Below are 24,942 nucleotides of genomic sequence, written 5' to 3' on the forward strand. Positions count from 1 at the left end.
CCCGAACGGGTTAAAAGGCAGCGATTACAAATCGATCAGCATCCGCGTCGGATCCTCGATCGCTTCCTTGATGATCTTCAATGCGGTCACCGCCTCGCGCCCGTCGATCAGGCGGTGGTCATACGAAAGCGCGAGATACATCATCGGGCGGATCACGATCTCGCCATTGCGGACCACGGGGCGATCCTCGATGCGGTGGAGGCCCAGCACCGCGCTCTGGGGCGGGTTGATGATGGGCGTCGACATCAGCGAGCCGAACACGCCGCCGTTGGAGATGGTGAAGGTGCCACCCTGCATATCTTCCATCTTGAGCGTGCCTTCCTTGGCGCGCTTGCCGAAATCGGCGATGTCCTGCTCGATCCGGGCAAAGCCTTTCTTGTCGGCATCGCGGATCACCGGGACGACGAGGCCGTTGGGGGCCGAGACCGCGACCGAGATATCGACATAGTCGTGATAGATGATCTCGTCGCCGTCGATATAGGCGTTGACCGCCGGCACGTCCTTCAGTGCGAGGCAGGCGGCCTTGGCGAAGAAGCCCATGAAGCCGAGGCGGATGTCGTGCTTCTTGGCGAAGAGGTCCTTGTACTTGTCGCGCGCTTCCATGACCGCGCTCATGTCGCAATCGTTGAACGTGGTGAGCAGCGCGGCATTGTCCTGCGCGCTCTTGAGGCGCTTGGCGATGGTCTGGCGCATCCGGGTCATCTTGACCCGCTCTTCATTGCGCCCGCCGGAGCTGGTCGTGGCCGGAGCCGAGGCGGCAGGGGTGGGAGCCGGAGTGGCGGCAGGCGCGCCGCCCTTGGCCTTGGCTTCGGCGGCAGCGAGCACGTCTTCCTTGGTCAACCGGCCATCCTTGCCGGTGCCCTTGATGGTCGAGGGATCAACGCCGTGCTCCAGCACCGCACGGCGCACCGCGGGCGACATGGTCTGGGCCGCGCCGGGCACCTCTTCGGAAGCCGCGGGCGCAGGCGTATCGGCCTTGGTGACGGCGGGAGCGGGCGTGGGGGCTGCCGCACCGGCGCTCGCGCCTTCCTCGATCACCGCGATCACCGCGCCGACTTCGACCGTGTCGCCGACGGCCACCCGGTGCTCGCTCATCACACCCGCGACCGGCGAAGGCACGTCGACCGCGACCTTGTCGGTTTCGAGACTGGCGATCGGCTCGTCAGCCGCAACCGCTTCGCCCGGCTGCTTGAGCCATTCGGCGATGGTGCCTTCGGTGACGGATTCGCCGAGAACGGGGACTTTGATTTCGGTGGCCATTGCAATGGGTTCCTGAAACTTGCTTTAATCTCGTGTGAAGAAGGTGGCGGCGCTCACAGCCCCAGCGCGGCTGCGATGAGCGCCTCTTGCTGGGCCTTGTGGCGGCTGGCGAGCCCGGTCGCGGGGGAGGCGGCGGCGTCGCGTCCGGCATAGGTCGGACGCTTGCCCGTGTGCCCGGCAGCGGTCAGCGCATCCTCGATCCGCTCGTTGACGAAGAACCATGCGCCGTTGTTGCGCGGCTCTTCCTGGCACCAGACCACCTCTTGCAGATTGGTCATGCGCTTGAGGCGAACGCTGAGCGGATCGCCGGGGAAGGGGAAGAGCTGCTCGATCCGCACGATCGAAACGTCTTCCTGTCCCGCCGCGTCGCGCGCTTCGATCAGGTCATAGGCGACCTTGCCCGAACACAGCACCAGACGGCGCACCTTGTCGTCCGCGATTGCCTTGGTGTCCGACTGGATGCGCCGGAACTGGCGATCGCCCATGAACTCCTCGCGGCTGGACTTCGCCATCGGGTGGCGCAGCAGCGACTTGGGGCTCATGATGACGAGCGGCTTGCGGAAGCTGCGCAGCATCTGGCGGCGCAGCACGTGGAAGTAATTCGCCGGCGTGGTGATGTTGCACACGCACATATTGTCGTCCGCGCACAGCTGGAGGAAACGCTCCAGACGCGCCGAGGAGTGTTCCGGCCCCTGGCCTTCATAACCGTGCGGCAGCAGCATCACGAGGCCGTTGGCGCGCAGCCACTTGCTCTCGCCGCTGGCGATGTACTGGTCGATCATGATCTGCGCACCATTGGCGAAATCGCCGAACTGCGCCTCCCACAGCACGAGGCTCTTGGGATCGGCCATGGCAAAGCCGTATTCGAAGCCGAGCACGCCATATTCCGAGAGGGTGGAATCGTGCACCTCGAACTTGCCGTGGGGCAGGGTCGAGAGCGGCACGTATTTGCGTTCCGACTTCTGGTCGACCCAGACGGCATGGCGCTGCGAGAAGGTGCCGCGGCCTGAATCCTGACCGGACAAGCGCACCCCGTAGCCCTCCATCACGAGGCTGCCGAAGGCAAGCGCTTCGGCGGTGGCCCAGTCGAAGCCGTCACCGCTCGCGAACATCTCGCGCTTGGCGGTCAGCACGCGGTCGAGCGTCTTGTGGACTTCCAGATCGGCCGGAACTTCGGTCAGCACGCGGCCGAGCGCATCGAACACCTTGGGCTCGATCGCGGTCTCGACAGAACGGCGCGCGGTTTCCGGGTCGGCGGGCTTGTTGAGCCCGGCCCAGCGCCCGCCGAACCAGTCGGCCTCGTTGGGCTTGTAGCTCTTGCCCGCCTCAAATTCCTCCTCGAGCAGCGCGGTGAATTCGGCGGCGATCTGTTCGCGCGTGCCGGGTTCGACCACGCCCTCGCGGATCAGGCGCGCTTCATAGGCGACGCTGACCTTGGGGTGCTGGCGGATCGTGTCGTACATCACCGGCTGGGTGAATTTGGGCTCGTCACCCTCGTTGTGGCCGAAGCGGCGATAGCACCACATGTCGATCACGACATCGCGGTGGAAGGTCTGGCGATATTCGACCGCAAGCTTGCAGGCGAAGGTCACCGCCTCGGGATCGTCACCGTTCACATGGAGGATCGGCGCCATCACGCCCTTGGCGACATCGCTCGGATAGGGCGAAGAGCGCGCGAATTTCGGCGAGGTGGTGAAGCCGATCTGGTTGTTGATGATGAAGTGGACGCAGCCGCCGGTGTCGTAACCCGGCACGCCCGAAAGCGAGAGGCTTTCCCACACCACGCCCTGACCCGCAAAGGCCGCATCGCCGTGGATCAGCACGGGGAGCACCTGATCCTTCTTCTTGAGGTCGTCGCGGATCGCCTGCTGCGCGCGGGTCTTGCCGAGCACCACCGGGTTCACCGTTTCGAGGTGCGAGGGGTTGGGCACGAGGCTCATGTGCACCGAAATCCCGTCGAACTCGCGGTCGGTCGAAGTGCCCAGGTGATACTTCACGTCACCCGAGCCGCCGACATCATCGGGGTTGGCCGAGCCGCCCGAGAATTCGTGGAAGATCACGCGATACGGCTTAGCCATCACGTTGGCGAGCACGTTCAGACGCCCGCGGTGGGCCATGCCGTAGATGATCTCGCGCACGCCCGCGCTGCCGCCATGCTTGATCACGGCTTCCAGCGCCGGGATCATCGCTTCGCCGCCGTCGAGGCCGAAACGCTTGGTGCCGACGTATTTCTTGGCGAGGAATTCCTCGTAGCCTTCTCCGCGCAGCACCGCGGCGAGGATCGCCTTCTTGCCCTCGGGCGTGAACTGGATCGTCTCGCCCGGGCTTTCGAACTTGTCCTGCAGGAAGCGGCGTTCCTCGGTCGCGGCGATGTGCATGTATTCGAGGCCGACCTTGCCGCAGTAGACTTCGCGCAGGCGCTGGTGGAGCTTGCCCACGGTGGTCCACTCCATGCCGAGAACGCCGCCGACATAGACCTCCTCGTTCTCCTTGCCCGCAAGGCCGTGCCATTCGAGCGTGAGGTCGGCCGGGCCTTCGCGGTTGGAGAGGCCCAGCGGATCGAGGTCGGCGGCCATGTGCCCGCGCACACGGTAAAGCCGCACCAGCGTCATCGCCGCGATGGAGAGGGCAGCGGCTTTTTCGACCGCCTTGGGATCGGCAGGCTTACCAGCGTCCTTCGCCGCCTGCTTGACCGCGAGCTTCATCTCGGTCGGGTCCATCGCTGCGACGAGATCTGCGCCGCTGTCGGCCAGCGTGTCGAGCCAGCCGCGCTTCGCCCAGGATGGGCCGGGCTGCGGGCCTTCCTGATCGGTGAAGGCGGGGAGGAAGTTCTGCGGTTCGTTGCCCATGATGGGACTCCTGGGGAGGAGAAAAACGTGAGGAGGAAGGATATCCCCCGGCGCTCAGGACGCCGGGGGACGGTAGTCGTTAATTCAGGCGTTCTCTTTCAGCATCGCCGCCAGCGTCTCGCCGAGCAGCGAGGGCGAGGGCGAGACGCGGATACCCGCATCTTCCATCGCCGCGATCTTGTCTTCGGCGCCGCCCTGACCGCCGCTGACGATGGCGCCCGCGTGGCCCATGCGGCGGCCCGGAGGGGCGGTGCGCCCGGCGATGAAGCCGACCATCGGCTTGGAACGGCCCTTGGCGCGTTCGGCCTTGATGAAGGCGGCGGCTTCTTCTTCCGCCGAACCGCCGATTTCGCCGATCATGATGATGCTTTCGGTTTCCGGATCGTCGAGGAACAGGTCGAGCACGTCGATGAAGTTGGTGCCGTTGACCGGGTCGCCGCCGATGCCGACCGCGGTGGTCTGGCCGAGGCCCGCCATGGTGGTCTGGTGCACGGCTTCATAGGTGAGCGTGCCCGAGCGCGAGACGATGCCGACCGAGCCCTTCTTGAAGATGTTGGCCGGCATGATGCCGATTTTGCACTCGTTGGGGGTCAGCACGCCAGGGCAGTTGGGGCCGATCAGGCGCGACTTGGAGCCCGCGAGCGCGCGCTTGGCGCGGACCATGTCGAGCACCGGGATGCCTTCGGTGATGCAGATGATCAGCTCGATCTCGGCATCGATCGCCTCGCAGATCGCGTCGGCGGCGAACGGCGGCGGGACGTAGATGCACGAAGCGGTCGCGCCGGTCGCGGCCTTGGCTTCGCGCACGGTGTCGAACTGCGGCAGGCCGATATGGGTGGTGCCGCCCTTGCCCGGCGTCACGCCCGCGACCATCTGCGTCCCGTAATCGAGCGCGGCCTGGGTGTGGAAGGTGCCGGTGTTGCCGGTCATCCCCTGGGTGATGACCTTGGTGTCTTTGTTTACGAGGATGCTCACGATCGAAGTTTCCTATGCTGAGATTTTCCAAGCCGATATGCGAAGCCGATAATGGCCACGAGCAGAAGCGCGCTGAGATTGAACGACATGAACAATGCGCCTGCGAGCAGAATGCCGAACGCCATTAGAAAGAGGTAGATCGCTCCCGTCAGCCAAATGGTCCAAGGACGCCAACGGGCCAACCAGAACACTAGCAGCCCGTAGATCAAATGAACTCGGAGCCAATCCGGCATTTCGAAATGCATGAAGTCGAGCAGGCCCTCTTTCTCGAGTGCGCGCAAGACAAAGAGCGCCAGCCCTAGTCCTAAGAGCTCGAGGAACAGCCGAAGAGGCCAGTAGAGAAGCCTGCCGGTCACGCATTAGGCCAGCGAGCTATCCAGCGCCTTGCACGCCTCGAGCAGTTCCTTGACCGCATCGACGCTGACTTGGAGGTTGGCCTTCTCTTCGTCAGAGAGGCTGATCTCGATCACCTCTTCCGCACCGCCCGCGCCGATCACCACCGGCACGCCCACGTAGAGCCCGTCAACGCCGTACTGGCCGTTCACCTCGACCGCGCAGGGCAGGATGCGCTTCTGGTCGTAGAGGTAGGCTTCTGCCATCGAAATGGCGCTGGTGGCGGGTGCGTAGAAGGCCGAGCCGGTCTTGAGCAGCGCCACGATCTCGCCGCCGCCCGAGCGGGTGCGCTGGACGATTTCGCCAAGGCGGTCTTCGGAGATGCCCTTGATCTTGGCCATGTCCTTCACGGGGATGCCGTTGATCGTCGAGTAGCTGAGCACCGGCACCATCGTATCCCCGTGGCCGCCGAGCACGAAGGCGTTCACGTCCTTGACGCTGACGCCGAATTCCCACGCGAGGAAGGTGGCGAAACGCGCCGAGTCCAGCACGCCGGCCATGCCGACGACCTTGTTGGCGGGGAGGCCCGAGAATTCGCGCAGCGCCCACACCATCGCGTCGAGCGGGTTGGTGATGCAGATCACGAAGGCATCGGGGCAGTTGTCACGGATACCTTCGCCGACCGCCTTCATCACCTTGAGGTTGATGCCGAGCAGATCGTCGCGGCTCATGCCGGGCTTGCGCGCGACGCCCGCGGTGACGATCACCACGTCGGCGCCCGCGATATCGGCATAGTCGTTCGAACCGGTGATCGAAGCGTCGAAGCCTTCGACCGGGCCGCACTGCGAGAGGTCCAAAGCCTTACCCTGCGGAATGCCCTCTGCCACGTCGAACAGGACGATGTCGCCAAGGCCCTTGAGGGCGGCGAGGTGAGCGAGCGTGCCGCCGATATTGCCTGCGCCGACGAGGGCGATCTTCTTGCGGGCCATGTGTGGACTTCCTTCCCTGATCTCTCGGGACGAAGTTGTCAGGCGCACCAAAGGCAATGGCGCTGGTACCAGCCTTCCGTCCCAAGCGGCTGGGCACCCGTTACGAGACGGGCGGTAGGCCGCTCAAAACATGAATGCAACCGGCAAAAGGTCGGATATGGCAACTATCTTTGCAAACAGTTCGCAATAGCAATAATCGGCCTGTCCATCGCATCCCCGCCACGACACGCCGCAGCTGCCGTAGCGGAAGGGCCGCGTTCAGGCGGGGGCAAGATCGGGTGAGGCGCGCGCGGCGAGACGGCGGTCGAACATGCGCGTCACCGCCAGCCAGTGATCGCGTCCATCGGCATCGCCATGAGCGGCGGCATCGCCTGCCTGCTCCATCGCGGCCGAGGCGGCGGCGAGGCCGTGAACTGCAAAGTGGTGCAGTGCGTCGATCAGCAACGGTTCGAAGGCGACGGTTGCCGCTCGGCAATCGGCCCGCAGCGGCCCATTGTCATTCGCCGCCCGCGCCAGCGCTGGGGCAATCAGCCCGCGTCCCGCGGCCCGCCAGCCGAGACGACGGACGGGGTGGTTGGTCGAAGCAAAGCGGACAGACATTGGTGGTGCATTCCCGTTCAGCGCGCCGTTCCGGGGACGGGTCGGGGCGCGGCCACACCTCTAGCGGGCCCCCGCTAAGGCTTGGTGTGGCATTAGGGTTTCGCGGGTCTTAACCCTGCCTGCCCCGCAGCGCTCACTCTTCGGGCGCGGGGGAGGGGGCCGTGTCGGGACGGGCTTTCCACTGGCCCGCGCGCGCATATTCGGCCTTGACCGAGCCGGTGCCGACGTAGGCCTCGGTCGGGGCGGAAGGGGCGATGGCGGCGGGGGCCTTGCCTTGCGTGACCGCCGCGCCTGGCTTTGCCACCGGAACGGGGGCGAGATCATAGGCGATCACCGGGCGGTCGGGCGCTGCCGCCGCCGCCGGAAGCGGGGAAGGCGCGCTGGTGCGGCCGCTCACCGTCGGCTCCACCCCGGCATAGCCGCCGCTGAAGGCCGCCGCCAATCCGCCCGCGCCGCGGTTGCGGTAGAAGCGGTGCGCGCCGATCGTGCCGATATGGTCGAGCGTGCCCGCCCAATAGGGATTGACCCAGAGCGTGTGATAATGCGTCGCGAGCCCCACGGGCGCATAGACGCTGCCATTGAGCGCCTCGGCCGCGATCTGCTGCGCGCGCGCCCAGCTCGTGCCCGAGGGGCGGCGGGCAAGGCTGCCGTCGCAGGTGAAGGTGAACTGGCACCCGGTCGAGCGTTCCGAGCCCTGATAGACGACGCCGCACACGCTCGACGGCCAGCTCGGGTGCGCCACGCGGTTGAGCACGACCTGCGCGACCGCCCGCTGCCCGGCCTCGCTCTCGCTCGCGGCCTCGTACCACACGGCCTGCGCAAGGCATTCGGCGGCGCGCAGCTGGGTGATGCCGGTGCCCGCGCCGTAGAAGGGCTTGGCCGCCGCGCCGACATCGATCAGCGCGCCGAGCTCGCGCCCGCTCTCCGCGCCCAGCGCCAGCGGATCGTCGGTGGGCAGGGCGACGAGGGCCGAACCGGCGGGGTCGGCCATGTAGAAATAGGCCGAGCCGGGAAAGCTCATCCCCGGCCGCTCGAACGGCAGGGCGGCCGCGGCGGCCTGTCTTGTGGCGAGCGCGGCGGTGCTCTCGACCGCGTCGCCGGGGAGGGTGGTGAGGCTGCCATTGGTGAGGCCCGGCGCCGCCATCGCGGGCACGGCGATCGCCGCGGCGAGCACGGCAAGGCGCTTGCGTCCCGTGCTGGCAAAGGTTCTGGCGAGCCACCGTCCGACCGGCGGCAGTGCCCACCCGCGCCGTGCGCGCGGCGCGGCCGTGCCCGAGGTGTCGACGAAGAAGGTGCGCTGGCGGGCCATCATCGACCTGCGCTTACGCGCGTGAGGCTGGCGCGGCGAGGGCGGGGCGGGCGCGCGTCCCTTTTCGGGACGGGGCGCGGGCCAAGCGTAACCCGTTGCGCGCGCGCGTCCTGCCCCCTATCGCCGGGGCCGGACATGGCGCGGGATCGCATCACGACGGGGACGAAGACGGCGCGCGGGCTGGCGCTGCTGGCGGGCGCGCTGCTGTGCGCCGCCTGTGCGCCTGCCGCTCCGGCGGCGCGCGGCGATCCGGCGCACCCCACCATCGTCAGCCTCAACCCCTGCCTCGACGCGATCCTTGTGGAAGTCGCGCCGCCCGCGCAGGTGCTGGCGCTGTCGCATTACAGCCGCGATGCCGGGGCGAGCTCGATCCCGGCGCCGGTCGCCGCGCGTTATGGCGTGACCGGCGGGACAGCGGAGGAGGTAATCGCGCTGCGGCCCGATCTGGTGCTCGCCTCGATCTTCCTCCCGCAGCCGACCCGCACGGCGCTCGAACGCGCCGGGCTCAGGGTAGAGACCTTCGGCAGCCCCGCCACCGTTGCCGACAGCGCCGCGCAGGTGCGCGAGGTCGCCGCGCTGGCCGGGCGCACCGGGGAAGGCGCGGCGCTGGCGGCGCGGATCTCCACTACGCCGAGCACGCCGGGCCCGGCCATCGACGCGCTGCTGTGGCAGGAGGGCGAGATCATCGCGGGCGAGCAGACCCTGATCGCCGAACTGCTCCGGCAGGAGGGCTTCGCCAGTCACGCCGCCGCGCGCGGATTGCGGCAGGCCGACCGGGTCAGCCTCGAGGCCGTCCTCGCCGATCCGCCGCAGGTGCTGCTGGTCGCGGGCGGGGCGGCGGGGCAGCGCCATCCGGTGCTGGAGGGCCAGCGCAAGGCGACGCACATCGCGCCCTTCGACCCCGCGCTGATCTATTGCGGCGGGCCGACCATCCCCAAGGCCCGCGCCCGCCTGCGTGCGATCCGGGCCGAGGTGGAGCGGCGGCCATGACCCGCGCCAGCCTCGTTTTCGCAGCTCTGCTGGCGGTGCTGGTGCCGCTGTCGCTGCTCGCCGGGCGGGTGTGGATCGCGCCGGGCGATTTCGGCCCCGGCAACACCTGGCTGATCCTCGCCGAGTTGCGCGCGCCCCGCGCGGTGCTGGCGGTGACCATCGGCGCGGGGCTGGGCGCGGCGGGGGCGGCGATGCAGGGCTATCTGCGCAATCCGCTCGCCGATCCCGGCCTGTTCGGCATCGCCCCGATGGCGGCGCTGGGCGCGGTGGCGAGCTTCTGGCTGGGGAGCGCGATCCCGCCTGCCTGGGCCGCGTGGAGCCTGCCGCTGATGGCACTCGCCGGAGCGGGGCTCGGCATGGCGGCGCTTGCGCTGATCGCCGGGCGCACGACGAGCGATGCCGCGGGCGGCGCGGGCGGGGGGATCGCGCTGTTCACGCTGGCGGGCCTGATGCTGGCGAGCCTCGCCGGCGCGCTCACCGCGCTGGTCATCACGCTCGCACCCAATCCCTTCGCGCTGTCGGAGATCGTCATGTGGCTCAACGGCGCGCTCACCGACCGTTCGTGGCGCGAGGTGGCGATTGCCGCGCCGCTGACGCTCGCCGGGATCGGTGTGCTGGCGCTGGCGGCGCGCAGTCTCGACGCGCTGACGCTGGGCGAGGAGGCGGCGCGCTCGCTGGGAGTCGAGCCCGGGCGGTTGCTGGCGCTGCTGGTGGCGGGCGTGGGGCTGACCGTGGGCGCGGGCGTGGCAGTCGCCGGGATTATCGGCTTCGTCGGGCTGATCGTGCCCCATCTGGTGCGCCCGCTGACCGATCGCCTGCCATCGAGCCTGATCGTGCCGAGCGCGCTGGCGGGGGCGTGCCTCGTGCTGTTTGCCGACAGCGTGGTGCGGGTGCTGCCGCTGGTCACCGAGCTGCGGCTGGGCATCGCGCTCTCGCTGGTCGGCGCGCCGTTCTTCGGCTGGCTGCTGGTGCGGATGCGACGGGGGCGCCTGTGACGGCTGACGCGGGCCTCGTGGCGGAAAACCTCACCCTCGTTCGCGGCGGCCGAGCGGTGGTGCGCGCGGTCTCGGCGGCGCTGGAGCCGGGGCAGATCACCGCGATCACCGGGCCCAATGGCGCGGGCAAATCCTCGCTGCTGCTCGGTCTGGCCGGGCTGCTGCCGCCGACGGGAGGGCAAGTCGCGCTGGAGGGCCGCACCCTCGCCGCAATGGCGCCGCCCGAGCGCGCCCGCGCTCTCGGCTATCTTCCGCAGAGCCCCGATATCGCCTGGGACGTGGCGGTGGAAAATCTCGTCGCGTTGGGGCGCCTGCCGTGGCGCGACCGGGGCACGGCAGAGGTTGCGGCGGCGCTGGCGGCGCTCGACCTCGAAGCGCTGCGCAAACGCCCCGTCAGCCGGCTTTCGGGCGGCGAACGCGCGCGGGTGCTGCTCGCACGGGTGCTGGCGGGAACCCCGCGCTGGATCCTCGCCGACGAGCCGCTCGCCGCGCTCGATCTGGCGCACCAGTTCCGGCTGATCGCTCACCTCAAGGCCTGCGCGGCCGCAGGGCAGGGGGTGGTGATCGTGCTCCACGATCTCGCTCTGGCGATGAACCACGCCGACCGCGTGCTTGTGCTGAAGGATGGCGCGCTGCTGGCCGACGGCCCGCCCGAGACCGCGCTCGCTGCGGACGTGATCGCTAAGGGTTGGGAGACCGATGTCGGCTGGATCGGCGCGCCCGGCGCGCGGGCTTTGATCTTTGATGACGGGGCGGTGCGGCAGGCGATCACAAATCAGGGGCCGGAACGCTGAAAACGAGGTCTTGGGGAACCCTCGTCACGCAGTTCCGGCCCCTAGCCGGTCTTTGGCAGGCACGCCAGGTTGCGACCCTGAAGGCCCCGGGTGGAGACCGGCAGTGATGGGATGGTGATGCGCGGGCGCCGCATTTTTTACGACTTCAGATTTTCTGTAGGGCAGAACACCTAACTGAAATTCAACGAAAATTATCGGATTAGCGGGGCGCTTATGCTGAACCGGCAGGTCTTTTTCGGACAACTCAGTCCTTGATCGGTGCGCGCCTGCACCCACTTCCGGAGCGATACGTTGCCTGCTGCGTTAATTCGCGTGTGCAAGGCCACATTTGCCATGTGACTTTTCCCACGTCCCGCCCTTGACCCTCGCGAACATTTCCGGAACAAACCCGCTCCATGAGTCTCACCACCATCTCCGTGCGCGGCGCGCGCGAACATAACCTCAAGGGGATCGACATCGATCTGCCGCGCGATGCGCTGATCGTGGTCACCGGGCTTTCGGGCAGCGGCAAGTCGAGCCTCGCCTTCGACACCATCTATGCCGAAGGGCAGCGGCGCTATGTGGAGTCGCTCTCCGCCTACGCGCGCCAGTTCCTCGAAATGATGCAGAAGCCCGATGTCGAGCATATTGACGGTCTTTCGCCGGCGATCTCGATCGAGCAGAAGACCACGAGCCGCAACCCGCGCTCGACCGTGGCGACCGTCACCGAGATTTACGACTATATGCGACTGCTATGGGCGCGCGTCGGCGTGCCCTATTCCCCCGCGACCGGAGAGCCGATCAGCGCCCAGACCGTCAGCCAGATGGTCGACCGCGTGATGGCGCTGCCCGAAGGCACGCGGCTCTACTTGCTCGCCCCCGTGGTGCGCGGGCGCAAGGGCGAATACCGCAAAGAAATCGCCGAATGGCAGCGGCAGGGCTTCACCCGCGTGCGGATCGACGGGGAGATCTACCCGATCGAGGAAGCCCCCGCGCTCGACAAAAAGTTCAAGCACGACATCGAAGTCGTCGTCGATCGCATCGCGGTGAAGGAAGGGATCGAGACCCGCCTCGCCGAAAGTTTCGAACAGGCGCTCAAGCTGGCCGAAGGGCTGGCCTATGTCGATCTCGCCGACGGCGTGGTGCCGGGGCGCGAGGCCGAGGAGCAGGGGGGTGCCATGAAGGGCGCAGGGCTGCCTGCCAACCGCATCGTCTTCTCCGAGAAATTCGCCTGCCCCGTCAGCGGCTTCACCATCGAGGAAATCGAACCGCGGCTGTTCTCCTTCAACGCCCCGCAAGGCGCGTGCCCGGCGTGCGACGGGATCGGCGAGAAGATGCTGTTCGACCCGCAGCTGGTCGTCCCCAACGAGGCGCTGACGCTCAAGCAGGGCGCGGTGGTGCCCTGGGCCAAGTCCAACCCGCCGTCGCCCTATTACATGCAGGTGCTCGCCAGCCTCGCCAAGGCCTATGGCTTCGATCTGACGACGCCGTGGAAAGACCTCGCGCCCGAACAGAAGCTCATCATCCTCCACGGCACGGGCGGGATGCCGGTGCCGCTGACCTTCAAGGACGGGCGCCGCGAATATACCGTCAACAAGGCGTTCGAGGGCGTGATCGGCAACCTCAACCGCCGCATGATGCAGACCGAAAGCGCGTGGATGCAGGAGGAGCTCTCCAAGTACCAGACCGCGCAGGCCTGCGAGACCTGCGGGGGCAAGCGCCTCAACGAGAAGGCGCTCAGCGTGAAGGTGCCCAGCGCCGCCGGGCCGACCGACATCGCCACTCCGGTGCAGATGAGCGTCGCCGATGCCAAGGCGTGGTTCCTCGGGCTCGACGAACATCTCTCCCCGCAGCAAAGCCAGATTGCCAAGGCGATCCTTAAGGAGATCAACGAGCGGCTGGGCTTCCTCGACAATGTCGGGCTCGACTACCTCAACCTCGATCGTACCTCCGGCACCCTCTCCGGTGGCGAGAGCCAGCGCATCCGCTTGGCCAGCCAGATCGGCAGCGGGCTTTCGGGCGTGCTCTACGTGCTCGACGAGCCCTCCATCGGCCTCCACCAGCGCGATAACGACCGGCTGCTCGAAACCCTCAAACGCCTGCGCGATCTCGGCAACACCGTGATCGTCGTCGAGCATGACGAGGATGCGATCCGCACCGCCGACCATATCGTCGATCTCGGCCCCGGCGCGGGGGTGCATGGCGGCGAGGTGGTGGCGCAGGGGACGTTGAAGCAAATCCTCAAGGCCAAGGGCAGCCTCACCGCGGACTACCTCACCGGCAAGCGCAAGATCGAGGTGCCCGCCAAGCGCCGCAAGGGCAACGGCAAACACATCGTGGTCAAGAACGCGCGCGCCAACAACCTCAAGGGCGTCACAGCCAAGATCCCGCTCGGCACCTTCTGCTGCATCACCGGCGTCAGCGGGAGCGGCAAGTCCTCGCTCACCATCGACACCCTACAGGCTGGCGCCGCGCGGGTGCTCAACGGCGCGCGGGTGATCGCCGGGGCGCATGACGCGATCACGGGCCTCGAGCACTGCGACAAGGTGATCGAGATCGACCAGTCCCCCATCGGCCGCACCCCGCGCTCCAACCCCGCCACCTACACCGGCGCCTTCACCCAGATCCGCGACTGGTTCGCCGGCCTGCCGGAGAGCCTCGCGCGCGGCTACAAGCCCGGGCGCTTCTCCTTCAACGTCAAGGGCGGCCGCTGCGAGAAGTGCCAGGGCGACGGCCTCATCAAGATCGAGATGCACTTCCTCCCCGACGTCTACGTCACCTGCGAGGAATGCCACGGCAAGCGCTACAACCGTGAAACGCTCGAGGTGAAGTTCAAGGGCCACTCGATCGCCGACGTGCTCGACATGACGATCGAGGACGCCGAGGAGTTCTTCAAGGCCGTCCCCCCGATCCGCGAGAAGATGCGGATGCTGAACGAGGTCGGCCTCGGCTACGTAAAGGTCGGCCAGCAGGCGACGACCCTGTCGGGCGGCGAGGCGCAGCGGGTGAAGCTGGCCAAGGAACTCGCCCGCCGCTCGACCGGGCAGACGCTCTACATCCTCGACGAGCCGACCACCGGCCTGCATTTCGAGGACGTGCGCAAACTGCTCGAAGTGCTGCACCGGCTGGTGGAGCAGGGCAATTCGGTGGTGGTGATCGAGCACAACCTTGATGTGATCAAGACGGCGGACTGGATCATCGATCTGGGGCCGGAGGGCGGGGTGCGCGGCGGGGAGATTGTGGCTGAGGGCACGCCGGAGAAGGTGGTGAAGGTGGAGCGGTCGTTTACGGGGCGGTATCTGGCGCCGTTGTTGGGGCGTTAGGCCGCAACCGCTTGCACTATACTTGTTTCAACATCGCGGAGCGTGCACCGGAGGACGTGGGGACAGATGAGCAGGGCTTCAAGGCTCGGGTATCGCGAGCCGCTGCAATCTAGATGCCTGACCTCTTACTCGATACGTAGTGTTTGCTATGCTTGGCAAACGAGCAATCGGTTAGGCTTGGATTCGTATGAGTGATAATACTGATAACCAAGACGACCGTACAAGGCTGCCTAGTGCTTCAATTCTAGGAAAGCACAGCCGCGACAAGAAAAAATTGATACCGCCAATCATGGGCCTACAAGGCATCCAGATGGTGAGCACGATTGATTCCATCGTTCCTGAGATCATCTGGGTAGGAGTATTACTGGAACGGTACGGATTGCGCAGTGGAATTGAACTCGCATCTGATATTTTAAGCTGTTTATGGAATCATGATCGGAAACAAGAATGGTGCCGGTTTTCTGTCATATTGCAAAATTCTGCGACTTTGCATGCGGTGATCGACTATGAAATCATGCAGAAACTTGCATTGGTATTTGCGCCTTTTAAGTCGGTCTATTCTCTGGATAACATCGATTGGGTCAATTCGGAGGCAGAGCATTCTGATTATATAAAGGAAATTGAAAATGCAGTCGGAAAATACTCAGATCGATATGAGCAGCCGTACCTCATTATGCTTTCGACCGTGGTTTATTCTATGGGCATATCGGGTAAAGTTCAATTCGGCCCTGGTACACTTCCTGATATTGAAGCTATCGTGACAAACTGGGGGAGCCCTGAATCGCAACTAGCAGCTGCTGAAGTGAGGGCATTCTCTATGGCTTTTTTCCCTCAGGATCGTGCCGAAGCTAGCGAGGAATGGTGTCGAAAATTTTGGCAAGTGAATTATAAGATCAGTGGATGTGACTTATGATGGATCGCCACGAAGCTATCGGAAAGTTTTCTCAGACTATTTGCCTAAATATTGAAAGGAATCTTTCGGAAAGAACGAGCGAATTTCGATTGGGAGATGGCTTCGAAACGACGACAAATTCAGTTTTGTCATGTTTGCTGGCTAGGCAGGCATCGCTTGCAATCGGATTAGCAGAAAGTCCTATGAGTTGGTCGGGTCATATCGCGCCGCTGATATTGAGGGCGATGATTGATCTCTTGATTACTTATCGATGGATAATTATCGATCCCCGGGCTCGATCGACCGAATATGTGAATTATGGATTGGGGGCTGAGAAGCTGTTAACTTCTCATTACCAAGAAAAGATTGCGTCTGGTGACACCGACGAGCGGTTGGTCGAGATTGCGGAGTCGCACCTTGCATGGATCGAAAGTCAGCAATTTCACATCTTTGTGCCTGTCAATCTCGGTTCGTGGGCGGGCCGATCAGTTAGAAAGATGTGTGAGGAGACTGGCCACGAAGACTTGTATCGATTTGCCTACACTCCTTTCAGTGCGGCAGTACATAACATGTGGAATCACGTCGGAAAGTGGAATGCTAAAGTCTGCGAAAATCCCATGCACAAGCGGCATGCGGTGGGACATATTGCCGATGCTTGGCCGATTGTGGATTTTGTCCATAAATCGAGCAAATATCTCGAATTGACGTTGGATGCATTCGATGATTTTTATGCGTACCAGCCTAACGAAATCGGCCCCCTTTTGTGTTTTTCTGACGCTATTGATGAGCTGGGCCAAGCATGGTCCCAAGGTGCTGATAGTGAGCAACAGTCTCAATGATTGCGTCTAGACGGTAGCCCTTTCCTACACCCCCACACCCCCTCTACCCTCGCGCGCCTCTCCCTCTCTCTCCCCAAGGAGCGCGCCATGGCCTATATCCCTCCCGCACCCCCACCCGGCGAGCGTCCGCGGCAGGATCAGTGGCCGTTGGGTGAACCCGGTGACCGCGCCTTCGTCGCCGCATGGTTGGCGCATGTCGAAGCGGGGCGGATCGGGGGGAATCCTCCCATGTCCGAGGAGAGCCGCGCGGCGGTCCTCGCCAATGAGCGGGTGTTGTGCGGGCGGCAGCGCTCGCTGCTGGGGTGACTCCTGAGCCCCTCCCGTTCACTCCCCGGTCAAGCCCGGGGCGGGTAGCGGTGGCGGGTATTTGCGAGCTTGCTTGCTAGTCGCAGCGGGGTGGGCCTCCCGGCCCAGCGCTGCGCGCGCCCACCCCTAGCCCCTCCCGCATACGGGAGGGGGATACGGGCGATCCTCCTCGTGAAGGTGAGAACAAACGGGCCGCAGGCCCGCAAGGCCGACCGGCCGCCCGCAGCGACGCGACCTTCAGGTCGCTTGAGCGAGGATGTCGCGCGCCCAATGGCGTGCGGACACATAAACTTCCATTTTCCTACAGCAGTTTGGCTCTGATAGGCTGCGCGCCCGATTTCGTCCTGTCTGCCCGAGGAGCCTGCTGCCATGTCCGATGTCCACACCCCCGCCTCTTCCGCCGCGCACCTCGTGGTCGATCCCGAGACGCTCGCCGCCGATGTGCCGCCTTCGGTGCAGCAGGATTTCCTGCGCGTGCTGGCGCAGTGGGGCAATGTCCGTGCGGCGGCGTTGCAGGTGGGGGCGAGCCGTGCGCATCTCTACCGCCAGCGGCGCGCCTCGGAGGAGTTTCGGCGCTTGTGGGATGCCGCGCTGGTGATCGCCCGCCCGCAGGTCGAGGAGGTGCTGGCCGACCGTGCGCTCAACGGCGTGCAGGAGGTGGTCTATTACCGTGGGGAGGAGATCGCCACGCGCACCCGCCACGATGCGCGGCTGCTGCTGGCGCATCTGGCGCGGCTCGACCGGCTCGAGGATCGCAACTACGTCGGGGCGGCCGCGGCCAATTTCGATGCGCGGGTCGAGGCGCTGTCCGAGCCCGGGCGCGCAGCTGCGGCGGGCCTCGGTCCGGGGTATTTCCGTTAGGCCGGGTGGGGGCTTTTCGGGGGCCGGAGTTTTTGTCTTAGACAATGTCTCATCTGTCTCCAACACGGGGGAGCGGCGTGGGGGCGGGGGACCTCCGCGTCAGCAGCGCGAGGGCGGCAAAGGTCGCGGTGCCGCTCGCGATCATCCACAGGAAGGCGCCGCTCTGGCCGAGGCCCCAGTCGAGCACGCCGAGCACCGCGACCTGCACTACGATGGCACTAAGCGCTGCCGGGGCTGAGCGCGATCCGGCGAGCCCGGCGATGATCGGCACCGCCAGCACCGCGGCGATGGCGCCTGCATCGAGCACGAGGTTGCGCAAGCTCTCCCCCTGCAACGCCAGCCACGCCGCCACCGCCGCGGCGCCCACCGTGGCGCTGCGGGCGGCGCGCAGCATCGTGCGGGGCGAGGCCTCGGGGTTGAAGCGCTTGTACCCGCTCTCCGCGACGACCGCCGAGACCGCGAGCAGGGCGGAGTCGACCGATGACAGGATCGCCGAAACCAGCGCTCCGGTGAAGACGATCATCAGCCACTCGGGGAACAGCGCGGCGGCAAGGCTCGGCAGGTAGGCCTCGTCGGTGCCGAGCGTGATGCCGAGCAGCGGGGCGAGGGCAGGGCCGAACAGGCCGAAGCTCACCGGGATCAGGCCGACCGTGAGGTAGATCCCCGCGCCCCACAGCGCGCCCGCGCGGGCGACCTCGGGCGAGCGCGCGGCGAGGGTGCGGGACAGCGCCTCCTGGCTGACCATGGTGCCCGCGATGGGGATCAGCCACAGCTCGGCGCGGTCGACCCAGCTCTCGCCCGGCGCGGTGAAGCCGAAGCTGGCGGGCGGGGCGGCGGCCCACATGGCGGCGGGGCCTCCGAACGCGCTGGTCATGAGGGCGAAGAGGATGAGGATGGCGACGACGATGATGATGCCCTGCACGATGTCGGTGACGACGTCGCCCGCGAGCCCGCCGAACAGGGTGTAGGTCATCACCAGCAGCGTCGCACCGATCAGGGCGGGGGTGAAGTCGAGGCCCGAGGCGCTGGCGATGATGGTGGCGAAGGCGAAGAGCTGCGCGGCGGACCAGGTGGTGGCGGAGAGCGCGATGACGATCGCGGCAAGGCTCTCGGTCCCCGGCCCGAAGCGACTGCGCAGAAAGTCGGCAAGGGTGATGAAGCCGCCACTCCGCAGCCGGTGCGCGAAGAACAGCGCGATGGCGAGGATGCCGAGCGCGTAGGCAAAGGGCTCGGCGCGGGCTCCGGCGAGGCCATCGCGCGCGACCTCGCCCGAGGTGGCGATCAGGCTCTCGGAGGCGAACCAGGTTGCGAACAGGCTCATGCCCACCGCCAGCGGTCCGAGCGAGCGGCCCGCGACGAGGTAGTCGGCATCGGACTTGGCCCCGCGTCCGGCCCACACCGCCAGCGCGATCTGGGCTGCGACATAGGCGAGGATCAGCATGAGCGTGAGCGTGATGGCGTTGGTCTCCTCAAGTCAGCCTTGCGGGATGCCCTGTCGTCCCGCTGCGACCTCACCGTGTGTCCCGCGGTTGGTAGCTGCACGGTGCGCGAGCGCAAGACCCGTGCGGCCCATCATCGCCGCGTCGCCGCATCCACCGCGTTGCGGCGCGCGTAGATGAAGCGGACGGAGCAGCACGAAGGAGTGCCCGGCAATGCCAATGACAACCAGACATATCGTTCCCCTTGTCGCCGCCGGTCTCGCGGTCGCGGCCCTTGCGGTCGGATCGCAGGCGGGGACGATCAACTCCAACCTGATGATCGAGCCTGCCAAGACCTTCGAACTCGGCGGCGGGCAGGACGGTGGCTTCGTGGTCACCGGCACCAACGTGGGGCCGGTCGCCGTGGTGGTGTCGGGCAAGGCACCCGATGGCACGATCGTGCAGCGCGGCACGGTGTCAGCTGGCGGTGCGGTCGATGCGCGCTTTGCCTCCGGCGAGATGGCGCTGCTGCGCAACACGTCGGGCGCGCAGACCGCGCGTCTGACGCTCAAGGTGACAGGGGATACGGCGGCGCTCGGGATGTCCTATTCGGACAACCCCTGAGGCGCGGCGATCAGTCTTCGATCACCGCGAGTTCGACCGTGCCGTGGCCGCGCTGGACGAGGCCCAGCTCATCGGCCGCGGCGCGGCTCACGTCGATCAGGCGGCCGCGGGTGAAGGGGCCGCGATCGGTGATGCGCACCACGACGCTCTGGCCGTTGGCGACATTGGTGACGCGCACCAGCGTGCCGAACGGCAGGGTCCGGTGCGCGGCGGTCATTTCGGCGTTGCTGAAGCGCTCGCCGCTGGCGGTGCGGCGGCCATCGAACTTGGCGGCGTAGTAGGAGGCGCTGCCCCGGCCGAGCACGGTTTCCTGCGGAGCCGAGGGCGCGGGCTGATCGAGGGCGGAAGCGGGCGCGGTGACATCGGCATCCGGCTGCAAGGGCACCAGCTCGATCACGGCGGCGCTGCTGGCGAAGGTGTCGATCGCGGAAGGGGCGGCTTCGGGTGTCGCGGCAGTCGAGGCCGCCAGCGGGGCAAGGCCGACCAACGCGATCAGCGCTGCCGCCTGCACGCTACGCCGGGCGAGGCTTCGGGCTCCGTGGCCTTGAATGCGATGTTCCCTCCGCATGGGCAGCGCCGATACCGGTCAGTTGTTACCCAAGGCAAACCGGCGGCGGATTTCGTCGTCGCCGGCCATCCATTGAGGAACGAGTCGAAAGAAAAATCCGACGAACCGTGATGGAACATTATCGGCGCAACGCGCTTTTCGCCGTTTCAACCACCAGCGACTCGGCTTTGGCGATGCAGATTCGAGGCCCAGACGCGTGATGAAGACCGCGGACCTCCGCACAGGCACCGGCGTCGTCCGCACAGCAAATGGGGCCGGCATTGCTGCCGACCCCACTCTCACCGGCGTGTGGATGACCCTCGTGTCCGATGCGTCCGGCGAACCTTCCGCTTCTTTCCCGTTGGGCCATGCTTGGCGCCCGATGTCTAGCCTCTCGCTGCCCTGCCTTGCGGCTGACCTGCCAGAGATTTGTCACCGGCGCTCGCGCCGGCATCCGGCTTCCGCTCCCGCGCTGACCTGCGTCCACCGAAGCCCGAAGTCTTCGCCTTTCGCTGCCTTGCGCGCTCGCTTGGCCGAGGCTGTCGTCCCTTTACCGTTCACAAGAGCTGCGGCTGGGGGCTTTCGCCGTTTCCGCTGCGCTTCCGATCGGCCAGGTTCTTGGCCTGTCCGGCGACTTCGCTTCGCTCCGATCCTTGAATTGATCCGACTTGCCTTTGGCCGAAGCCTCCTGCATGCCGTCTCCAGATCGGCGCGTGGACAGATGTCACCGCCATCTTTGGGATCAAAACTCCGGTAACTTCAAGGCCTTGCGGCTTTCCGTTCCGGTTGCTTCGTGTCCCGAAGACAAGTTGAAACTGCGCCTGAATCGGCGATCTGACAACATCCCGACGCTTTAGTTTTCCACTTCGGGCGATTTGCCCTGTGGACACGCGTGGATAAGTCAACGCTTCGTCGCAATTGTCGCGATGCGCGCAAGAAACGGGAACGAAACCGCCCCTAGATTGTCACAATATCGGCTCCGGATCGCCGCAGAGAGTGCAGCGACTCGGTTTTCCACTGGCGGGATGCGCCTGTCAGGCGTCGCGATTGCGCCGGGCCAGCAGCCGCAGGCGCAGGCCGTTCAGCTTGATGAAGCCTTCCGCGTCCTTCTGGTCATAGGCCCCGGCGTCATCCTCGAAGGTCACATGGGCCTCGGAATAGAGCGAGTAGGGCGACTTGCGACCCACGACGCTGGCGAGCCCCTTGTAGAGCTTGAGCCGCACCGTCCCCGTTACCTTGTCCTGCGAATGGTCGATCGCGGCTTGCAGCATCTCGCGTTCGGGGCTGAACCAGAAGCCGTTGTAGATCAGCTCCGCATAGCGCGGCATCAACTCGTCCTTGAGATGCGCTGCGCCGCGATCGAGCGTGATCTGCTCGATCCCGCGATGGGCACGGGCGTAGATCTCGCCGCCCGGAGTCTCGTACATTCCGCGGCTCTTCATGCCGACGAAGCGGTTCTCGACCAGATCGAGCCGGCCGATGCCGTGCTTGCGACCGAGATCGTTGAGCGCGGCGAGCAGCGTCGCGGGGCTCATTGCCACGCCGTTCAAGGCGACCCCGTCACCCTTCTCGAAGTCAATGGTGATGTATTCGGGCGTGTCCGGCGCGTCCTCGGGATTGACCGTGCGCGAATAGACGTAATCGGGGGTTTCCTCCCACGGGTCTTCGAGCACCTTGCCCTCGGACGAGGTGTGGAGCAGGTTCGCGTCGGTCGAAAACGGGCTGTCGCCGCGCTTGTCCTTGGGCACCTGAATCTGGTGCGCCTCGGCCCAGGCGATCAGCGCGGTGCGGGAGGTCAAATCCCACTCGCGCCACGGGGCGATCACCTTGATGTCCGGATCGAGCGCATAGGCCGAAAGCTCGAAGCGCACCTGATCATTGCCTTTGCCGGTCGCACCGTGGGCGATGAAATCGGCGCCGGTCTGGTGCGCGATCTCGACCAGACGCTTGGAAATCAGCGGCCGCGCGATCGAGGTGCCGAGCAGGTAGTCGCCCTCGTAACGGGCATTGGCGCGCATCATCGGGAAGACGAAATCGCGCACGAATTCCTCGCGCAGATCTTCGATGAAGATGTGATCGTCCGCGATGCCCATCGCTTTCGCTTTGGCGCGCGCGGGTTCGATTTCCTCGCCTTGCCCGAGATCGGCGGTGAAAGTGACGACTTCCAGCCCGCGCTCCACGCTCAGCCACTTGGCGATGACGCTGGTATCGAGACCGCCCGAATAGGCGAGGACGACTTTCTGGGGCTGGGCCATGGGCGCGGTTCCTTGGGCAAAAAGAGCGCCGCGCCCCTAACAGCGCGCGCGGGGCGGGGCAATCGCGCTTTCGCCTCGGGAGACGGCGGGGCCGCATCTTGGCAATCGACCGGCAAGAAATTCCTGATAAAGCCTTGCGCGATGGCGCTTTAGCGCGCGGTCGATCAGGGGTCCGAAATGCTGGCAATGTGGAGCAAGGCGCGCGAGTTGGCGGAGGCGACCCCGCCCGAGCGCAATCGCTGGGTCGATTTCCTGCGCGCGGTCTCGATTCTCGCCGTGGTGTTCGGCCACTGGCTGATGGCCGGGCTCTACGTCAACGAAGCGGGCGAATTGCAGCGCGGCGATCTGCTCTCGGTCTCGCAGTGGGCGCATTGGCTGACCTGGGGCTTTCAGGTGATGCCGGTGTTCTTCCTCGTCGGGGGCTACTCGAACAGCGTCAGCTGGGGCGCGGTGACGCGCAAGACGCCGCCGGAGCAGGCGGGCGTCTATCGCGACTGGCTGGCGAGCCGGGTGCAGCGGCTGATCACGCCGACCTTTCCGGTGCTGCTGCTGTGGGCGGCGCTGGCGCTGATCCTGACGCAGGTGGGCCTGCCGCGCGAACAGATCCGCATGGCGACCGAGGCGGCGCTGATCCCGGTCTGGTTCCTTGCGGTCTATCTGCTGGTCACCGCCTGCACGCCGGTGATGTTCCGGGCGTGGAATCGCTTCGGCTGGGCGAGCTTTGCGGTGTTCATCCCGCTGGCGATGCTGACCGACTGGCTGACCTTCACTGCTGAGGTGCCGTGGATCAACTTCACCAATTTTCTGTGGGTGTTCCTCGCCGTGCACCAGCTGGGCTTCGCATGGCGTGACGGCAGGTTCGACAACCGCTGGCTGGCGTGGGTGTGGTTTGCGGTGGGACTTGCGGTGCTGGTGCGGATCACGGCTTTCGGGTTCTACCCCGTCTCGATGGTGAGCGCGCCGGGCGGCTTTTCCAACTCGCTCCCGCCGACGGTGGCGCTGCTGGCGCTGGGGATGGTGCAGGTCGGGCTGGTGCTGGCGCTCGAACCACTGGGGCGGCGCATGCTCGAGAGCGTGCGGCTGTGGACTGCGACGGTGCTGATGAACGGGATGATCATGACGGTTTTCCTCTGGCACCTCACCGCCTTCGTGCTGGTGATGACGGTCGCCTGGCTGGGCCTCGGCGGAGCGGGGCTGGATACGGTGCCGGGGAGCGCGGCGTGGTGGGTCTCGCGCCCGCTGTGGCTCGGGCTCTACATCCTCGCACTGCTGCCGCTGATCGCGATCTTCGCGCGGCACGAACGCAGCTTCGGCCCCATCCGGGGCGGGCGCACCGTGCCGCGGCTGCGCGCGGTGCTGGGCGTGACGGCGATCTGCGCCGGGCTGGGCGCGACGGCGGGGCTGACCATCGCCAGCCCCGAGGGCGTCACGGGCGTGCGCCTGTGGGTGATCGCGCTCGTACTTGTGGGGGCGGCGCTGATGGGCTTCGGCCCGGTCTACCGCCCGCGCAACCGCCCCGGGCTCCCCAAGGCGGGCTAGCTGCCGATCAGATAGTCCCGCGTGATCGGCAGGGCGTTGCGATTGCGGACATACTGGATCTGGTAATTGCCCATGCCGCCATGCTCGAACACCGTGGCCGCGCCCGCGAGATAGAAGGTCCACATCCGGAAGAACCTCTCATCATAGAGCGCGATGATCTTCTCGCGGTGCGCCATGCAGTTGGCATACCACGCGCGGATCGTCTTGGCGTAGTGCAGCCGCAGCGTCTCCACGTCGGTCGCGATCAGGCGGAATTTCTCCGATGCCGCGACGGTCTCCGACAGCGCGGGGATGTAGCCGCCGGGGAAGACATATTTGCGGGTGAAGGCGTCGGTCGTCCCCGGCCCGCCGAACCGCCCGATGGTGTGGAGCAGCATCACTCCGTCATCGGCAAGGATCTGCGCGCAGGCCTGAAAGAAGGTCTCGAACTGCGCGCGGCCGACGTGTTCGAACATCCCGACCGAGACGATCCGGTCGAACCGCCGACCGTTCGCGGCGGTGTCACGGTAATCCTCGAGCAGGATCGTGACCTTGTCGGCCACCCCCGCATCACGCACCCGCTGGCGAGCGAGCGCGGCCTGTTCTTCGGACAGCGTAATGCCGGTGACATGGACATCGTGGTGCCTGGCGAGATGGATCGCCATGCCGCCCCAGCCGCAGCCGATATCGAGCACCTCCTGCCCCGGCGACAGGTGCAGCTTGCGGGCGATATGCTTGAGCTTCGCCTCCTGCGCCCCGGCGAGGGTGGTCACGCCCTCGGGCCAGTAGGCGCAAGAATATTGCCAATGCTCATTGTCGAGCATCAGCGCATAGAGATCGTTGCCGATGTCATAGTGATGCGCGACGTTCTTCTTTGAACCCACGCGGTTGTTGATCTGCTCGGCGGCGAAGCTGGCCTTGTTGATCAGGCGCTTCAGTGTGCTCGGCGGGCCGATGTCGCCGCCCTTGTCCCACGGATTGTTCGACCGCAGCAGGCTGACGAGGCCCATTACGTCGCCCTCCTCGATCAGCAGCCGCCCCTCGATAAAAGCTTCCGCCGCGCCGAGCCGCGGGTCCATCAGGATATCGCGCGGCACTTTGGCGTCGGTGAAGCGCAGCACGATCTCGGGAAAGCCCTCGGCAGAGGTGCCATAGGTGCTGACGCTGCCATCGGCGAAAACGATGCCGAGGCGGCCCTGCTTTACGGCGCGGGAGAGAAAACGGTCGAGGAGAGGCTTGCTCATGGGGCTCCTTTCTAGGATGCTTCAGCGCCAGCTAGGGCAAGG

21 protein-coding genes are annotated in these 24,942 nt (G+C 66.0%); 10 read left to right on the forward strand and 11 right to left on the reverse strand.

Features of this window, described 5'->3' with window-relative positions; genetic code table 11:
- Nucleotides 1-24: 24 nt before the first annotated feature.
- The 7 genes from odhB to E2E27_RS09690 form a co-directional block, all read right to left on the reverse strand.
- Entirely contained in the window at nt 25-1,260 is a 1,236-nt protein-coding gene (gene odhB / locus E2E27_RS09660) for a 2-oxoglutarate dehydrogenase complex dihydrolipoyllysine-residue succinyltransferase (RefSeq protein WP_141458729.1), read from the reverse strand.
- Between the two features lie 53 nt (nt 1,261-1,313).
- Nucleotides 1,314-4,109, reverse strand: coding sequence for a 2-oxoglutarate dehydrogenase E1 component (locus E2E27_RS09665; protein WP_141458730.1), 2,796 nt, complete (start codon nt 4,107-4,109; stop codon nt 1,314-1,316).
- A gap of 84 nt (nt 4,110-4,193) precedes the next feature.
- A complete protein-coding gene (gene sucD / locus E2E27_RS09670) occupies nt 4,194-5,084 on the reverse strand; it encodes a succinate--CoA ligase subunit alpha (protein WP_141458731.1) in 891 nt (296 codons plus the stop codon).
- Nucleotides 5,081-5,440 (reverse strand): hypothetical protein, encoded by a 360-nt coding sequence (locus E2E27_RS09675; RefSeq protein WP_141458732.1) that lies wholly within the window; start codon nt 5,438-5,440, stop codon nt 5,081-5,083. The genes sucD and E2E27_RS09675 overlap by 4 nt, the downstream gene beginning before the upstream one ends.
- Nucleotides 5,441-5,443: 3 nt before the next feature.
- Nucleotides 5,444-6,406, reverse strand: a complete 963-nt coding sequence (mdh, locus tag E2E27_RS09680; RefSeq protein WP_141458733.1) for a malate dehydrogenase — start codon at nt 6,404-6,406, stop codon at nt 5,444-5,446.
- 258 nt (nt 6,407-6,664) lie between these two features.
- Nucleotides 6,665-7,006 carry a hypothetical protein gene (locus E2E27_RS09685; protein ID WP_141458734.1) on the reverse strand — a complete coding sequence of 114 codons (342 nt, stop codon included), beginning with the start codon at nt 7,004-7,006 and terminating at the stop codon, nt 6,665-6,667.
- A gap of 133 nt (nt 7,007-7,139) precedes the next feature.
- A complete protein-coding gene (locus E2E27_RS09690; RefSeq protein ID WP_234036008.1) occupies nt 7,140-8,318 on the reverse strand; it encodes a cell wall hydrolase in 1,179 nt (392 codons plus the stop codon).
- Between the two features lie 132 nt (nt 8,319-8,450).
- Here E2E27_RS09690 and E2E27_RS09695 point away from each other — a divergent pair, with 132 nt between their 5' ends.
- The 8 genes from E2E27_RS09695 (at nt 8,451) to E2E27_RS09730 (ending at nt 17,294) form a co-directional block, all read left to right on the forward strand.
- Nucleotides 8,451-9,305, forward strand: a complete 855-nt coding sequence (locus tag E2E27_RS09695) for an ABC transporter substrate-binding protein (RefSeq protein WP_141458735.1) — start codon at nt 8,451-8,453, stop codon at nt 9,303-9,305.
- Nucleotides 9,302-10,300, forward strand: coding sequence for a FecCD family ABC transporter permease (locus tag E2E27_RS09700; protein WP_141458736.1), 999 nt, complete (start codon nt 9,302-9,304; stop codon nt 10,298-10,300). The genes E2E27_RS09695 and E2E27_RS09700 overlap by 4 nt, the downstream gene beginning before the upstream one ends.
- Nucleotides 10,297-11,094 carry an ABC transporter ATP-binding protein gene (locus E2E27_RS09705; protein WP_181443406.1) on the forward strand — a complete coding sequence of 266 codons (798 nt, stop codon included), beginning with the start codon at nt 10,297-10,299 and terminating at the stop codon, nt 11,092-11,094. The genes E2E27_RS09700 and E2E27_RS09705 overlap by 4 nt, the downstream gene beginning before the upstream one ends.
- Nucleotides 11,095-11,489: 395 nt before the next feature.
- Nucleotides 11,490-14,396, forward strand: a complete 2,907-nt coding sequence (uvrA, locus tag E2E27_RS09710; RefSeq protein ID WP_141458737.1) for an excinuclease ABC subunit UvrA — start codon at nt 11,490-11,492, stop codon at nt 14,394-14,396.
- Between the two features lie 187 nt (nt 14,397-14,583).
- Nucleotides 14,584-15,309 (forward strand): hypothetical protein, encoded by a 726-nt coding sequence (locus E2E27_RS09715; RefSeq protein WP_141458738.1) that lies wholly within the window; start codon nt 14,584-14,586, stop codon nt 15,307-15,309.
- Nucleotides 15,306-16,127: a DUF5677 domain-containing protein gene (locus tag E2E27_RS09720; protein ID WP_141458739.1), complete on the forward strand. Its 822-nt coding sequence runs from the start codon at nt 15,306-15,308 to the stop codon at nt 16,125-16,127. Before E2E27_RS09715 ends, E2E27_RS09720 begins: the two co-directional genes overlap by 4 nt.
- Nucleotides 16,128-16,214: 87 nt before the next feature.
- A complete protein-coding gene (locus E2E27_RS09725; protein WP_141458740.1) occupies nt 16,215-16,433 on the forward strand; it encodes a hypothetical protein in 219 nt (72 codons plus the stop codon).
- A 369-nt stretch (nt 16,434-16,802) separates the two neighbouring features.
- Nucleotides 16,803-17,294, forward strand: coding sequence for a hypothetical protein (locus E2E27_RS09730; protein ID WP_141458741.1), 492 nt, complete (start codon nt 16,803-16,805; stop codon nt 17,292-17,294).
- 49 nt (nt 17,295-17,343) lie between these two features.
- Here E2E27_RS09730 and E2E27_RS09735 read toward each other — a convergent pair whose 3' ends face one another.
- Complete coding sequence (locus tag E2E27_RS09735) at nt 17,344-18,735, reverse strand: sodium:solute symporter family transporter (RefSeq protein WP_141458742.1); 1,392 nt, start codon at nt 18,733-18,735, stop codon at nt 17,344-17,346.
- 211 nt (nt 18,736-18,946) lie between these two features.
- On the opposite strand from E2E27_RS09735, the gene E2E27_RS09740 reads away from it, so the two are divergent.
- Complete coding sequence (locus E2E27_RS09740) at nt 18,947-19,336, forward strand: hypothetical protein (RefSeq protein WP_141458743.1); 390 nt, start codon at nt 18,947-18,949, stop codon at nt 19,334-19,336.
- A 10-nt stretch (nt 19,337-19,346) separates the two neighbouring features.
- Here E2E27_RS09740 and E2E27_RS09745 read toward each other — a convergent pair whose 3' ends face one another.
- Both E2E27_RS09745 and E2E27_RS09750 read right to left on the reverse strand, forming a co-directional pair.
- On the reverse strand, nt 19,347-19,904 hold the full coding sequence (locus E2E27_RS09745) for a septal ring lytic transglycosylase RlpA family protein (protein WP_141458744.1): 558 nt from the start codon (nt 19,902-19,904) through the stop codon (nt 19,347-19,349).
- A gap of 1,013 nt (nt 19,905-20,917) precedes the next feature.
- Nucleotides 20,918-22,138 (reverse strand): argininosuccinate synthase, encoded by a 1,221-nt coding sequence (locus E2E27_RS09750; RefSeq protein ID WP_141458745.1) that lies wholly within the window; start codon nt 22,136-22,138, stop codon nt 20,918-20,920.
- A 177-nt stretch (nt 22,139-22,315) separates the two neighbouring features.
- Here E2E27_RS09750 and E2E27_RS09755 point away from each other — a divergent pair, with 177 nt between their 5' ends.
- Complete coding sequence (locus E2E27_RS09755) at nt 22,316-23,677, forward strand: acyltransferase family protein (RefSeq protein WP_141458746.1); 1,362 nt, start codon at nt 22,316-22,318, stop codon at nt 23,675-23,677.
- Here E2E27_RS09755 and E2E27_RS09760 read toward each other — a convergent pair.
- Nucleotides 23,674-24,900: an SAM-dependent methyltransferase gene (locus E2E27_RS09760; RefSeq protein ID WP_141458747.1), complete on the reverse strand. Its 1,227-nt coding sequence runs from the start codon at nt 24,898-24,900 to the stop codon at nt 23,674-23,676. The two genes, E2E27_RS09755 and E2E27_RS09760, sit on opposite strands and share 4 nt — an antisense overlap.
- Nucleotides 24,901-24,942: the final 42 nt, after the last annotated feature.

Origin of the sequence: Porphyrobacter sp. YT40 (assembly GCF_006542605.1) — a bacterium.
GTDB lineage: Bacteria > Pseudomonadota > Alphaproteobacteria > Sphingomonadales > Sphingomonadaceae > Erythrobacter.

Coding starts and splice junctions, on each gene's coding strand:
- E2E27_RS09730 (WP_141458741.1), top strand. CDS start 16,803: ATGTCCGATGTCCACACCCCCGCCTCTTCCGCCGCGCACCTCGTGGTC.
- E2E27_RS09760 (WP_141458747.1), bottom strand. CDS start 24,900: ATGAGCAAGCCTCTCCTCGACCGTTTTCTCTCCCGCGCCGTAAAGCAG.
- mdh (WP_141458733.1), bottom strand. CDS start 6,406: ATGGCCCGCAAGAAGATCGCCCTCGTCGGCGCAGGCAATATCGGCGGC.
- E2E27_RS09690 (WP_234036008.1), bottom strand. CDS start 8,318: ATGATGGCCCGCCAGCGCACCTTCTTCGTCGACACCTCGGGCACGGCC.
- E2E27_RS09755 (WP_141458746.1), top strand. CDS start 22,316: ATGCTGGCAATGTGGAGCAAGGCGCGCGAGTTGGCGGAGGCGACCCCG.
- uvrA (WP_141458737.1), top strand. CDS start 11,490: ATGAGTCTCACCACCATCTCCGTGCGCGGCGCGCGCGAACATAACCTC.
- E2E27_RS09715 (WP_141458738.1), top strand. CDS start 14,584: ATGAGTGATAATACTGATAACCAAGACGACCGTACAAGGCTGCCTAGT.
- E2E27_RS09735 (WP_141458742.1), bottom strand. CDS start 18,735: ATGCTGATCCTCGCCTATGTCGCAGCCCAGATCGCGCTGGCGGTGTGG.
- odhB (WP_141458729.1), bottom strand. CDS start 1,260: ATGGCCACCGAAATCAAAGTCCCCGTTCTCGGCGAATCCGTCACCGAA.
- E2E27_RS09695 (WP_141458735.1), top strand. CDS start 8,451: ATGGCGCGGGATCGCATCACGACGGGGACGAAGACGGCGCGCGGGCTG.
- E2E27_RS09700 (WP_141458736.1), top strand. CDS start 9,302: ATGACCCGCGCCAGCCTCGTTTTCGCAGCTCTGCTGGCGGTGCTGGTG.
- E2E27_RS09665 (WP_141458730.1), bottom strand. CDS start 4,109: ATGGGCAACGAACCGCAGAACTTCCTCCCCGCCTTCACCGATCAGGAA.
- E2E27_RS09745 (WP_141458744.1), bottom strand. CDS start 19,904: ATGCGGAGGGAACATCGCATTCAAGGCCACGGAGCCCGAAGCCTCGCC.
- E2E27_RS09720 (WP_141458739.1), top strand. CDS start 15,306: ATGATGGATCGCCACGAAGCTATCGGAAAGTTTTCTCAGACTATTTGC.
- E2E27_RS09725 (WP_141458740.1), top strand. CDS start 16,215: ATGGCCTATATCCCTCCCGCACCCCCACCCGGCGAGCGTCCGCGGCAG.
- E2E27_RS09740 (WP_141458743.1), top strand. CDS start 18,947: ATGCCAATGACAACCAGACATATCGTTCCCCTTGTCGCCGCCGGTCTC.
- E2E27_RS09685 (WP_141458734.1), bottom strand. CDS start 7,006: ATGTCTGTCCGCTTTGCTTCGACCAACCACCCCGTCCGTCGTCTCGGC.
- E2E27_RS09750 (WP_141458745.1), bottom strand. CDS start 22,138: ATGGCCCAGCCCCAGAAAGTCGTCCTCGCCTATTCGGGCGGTCTCGAT.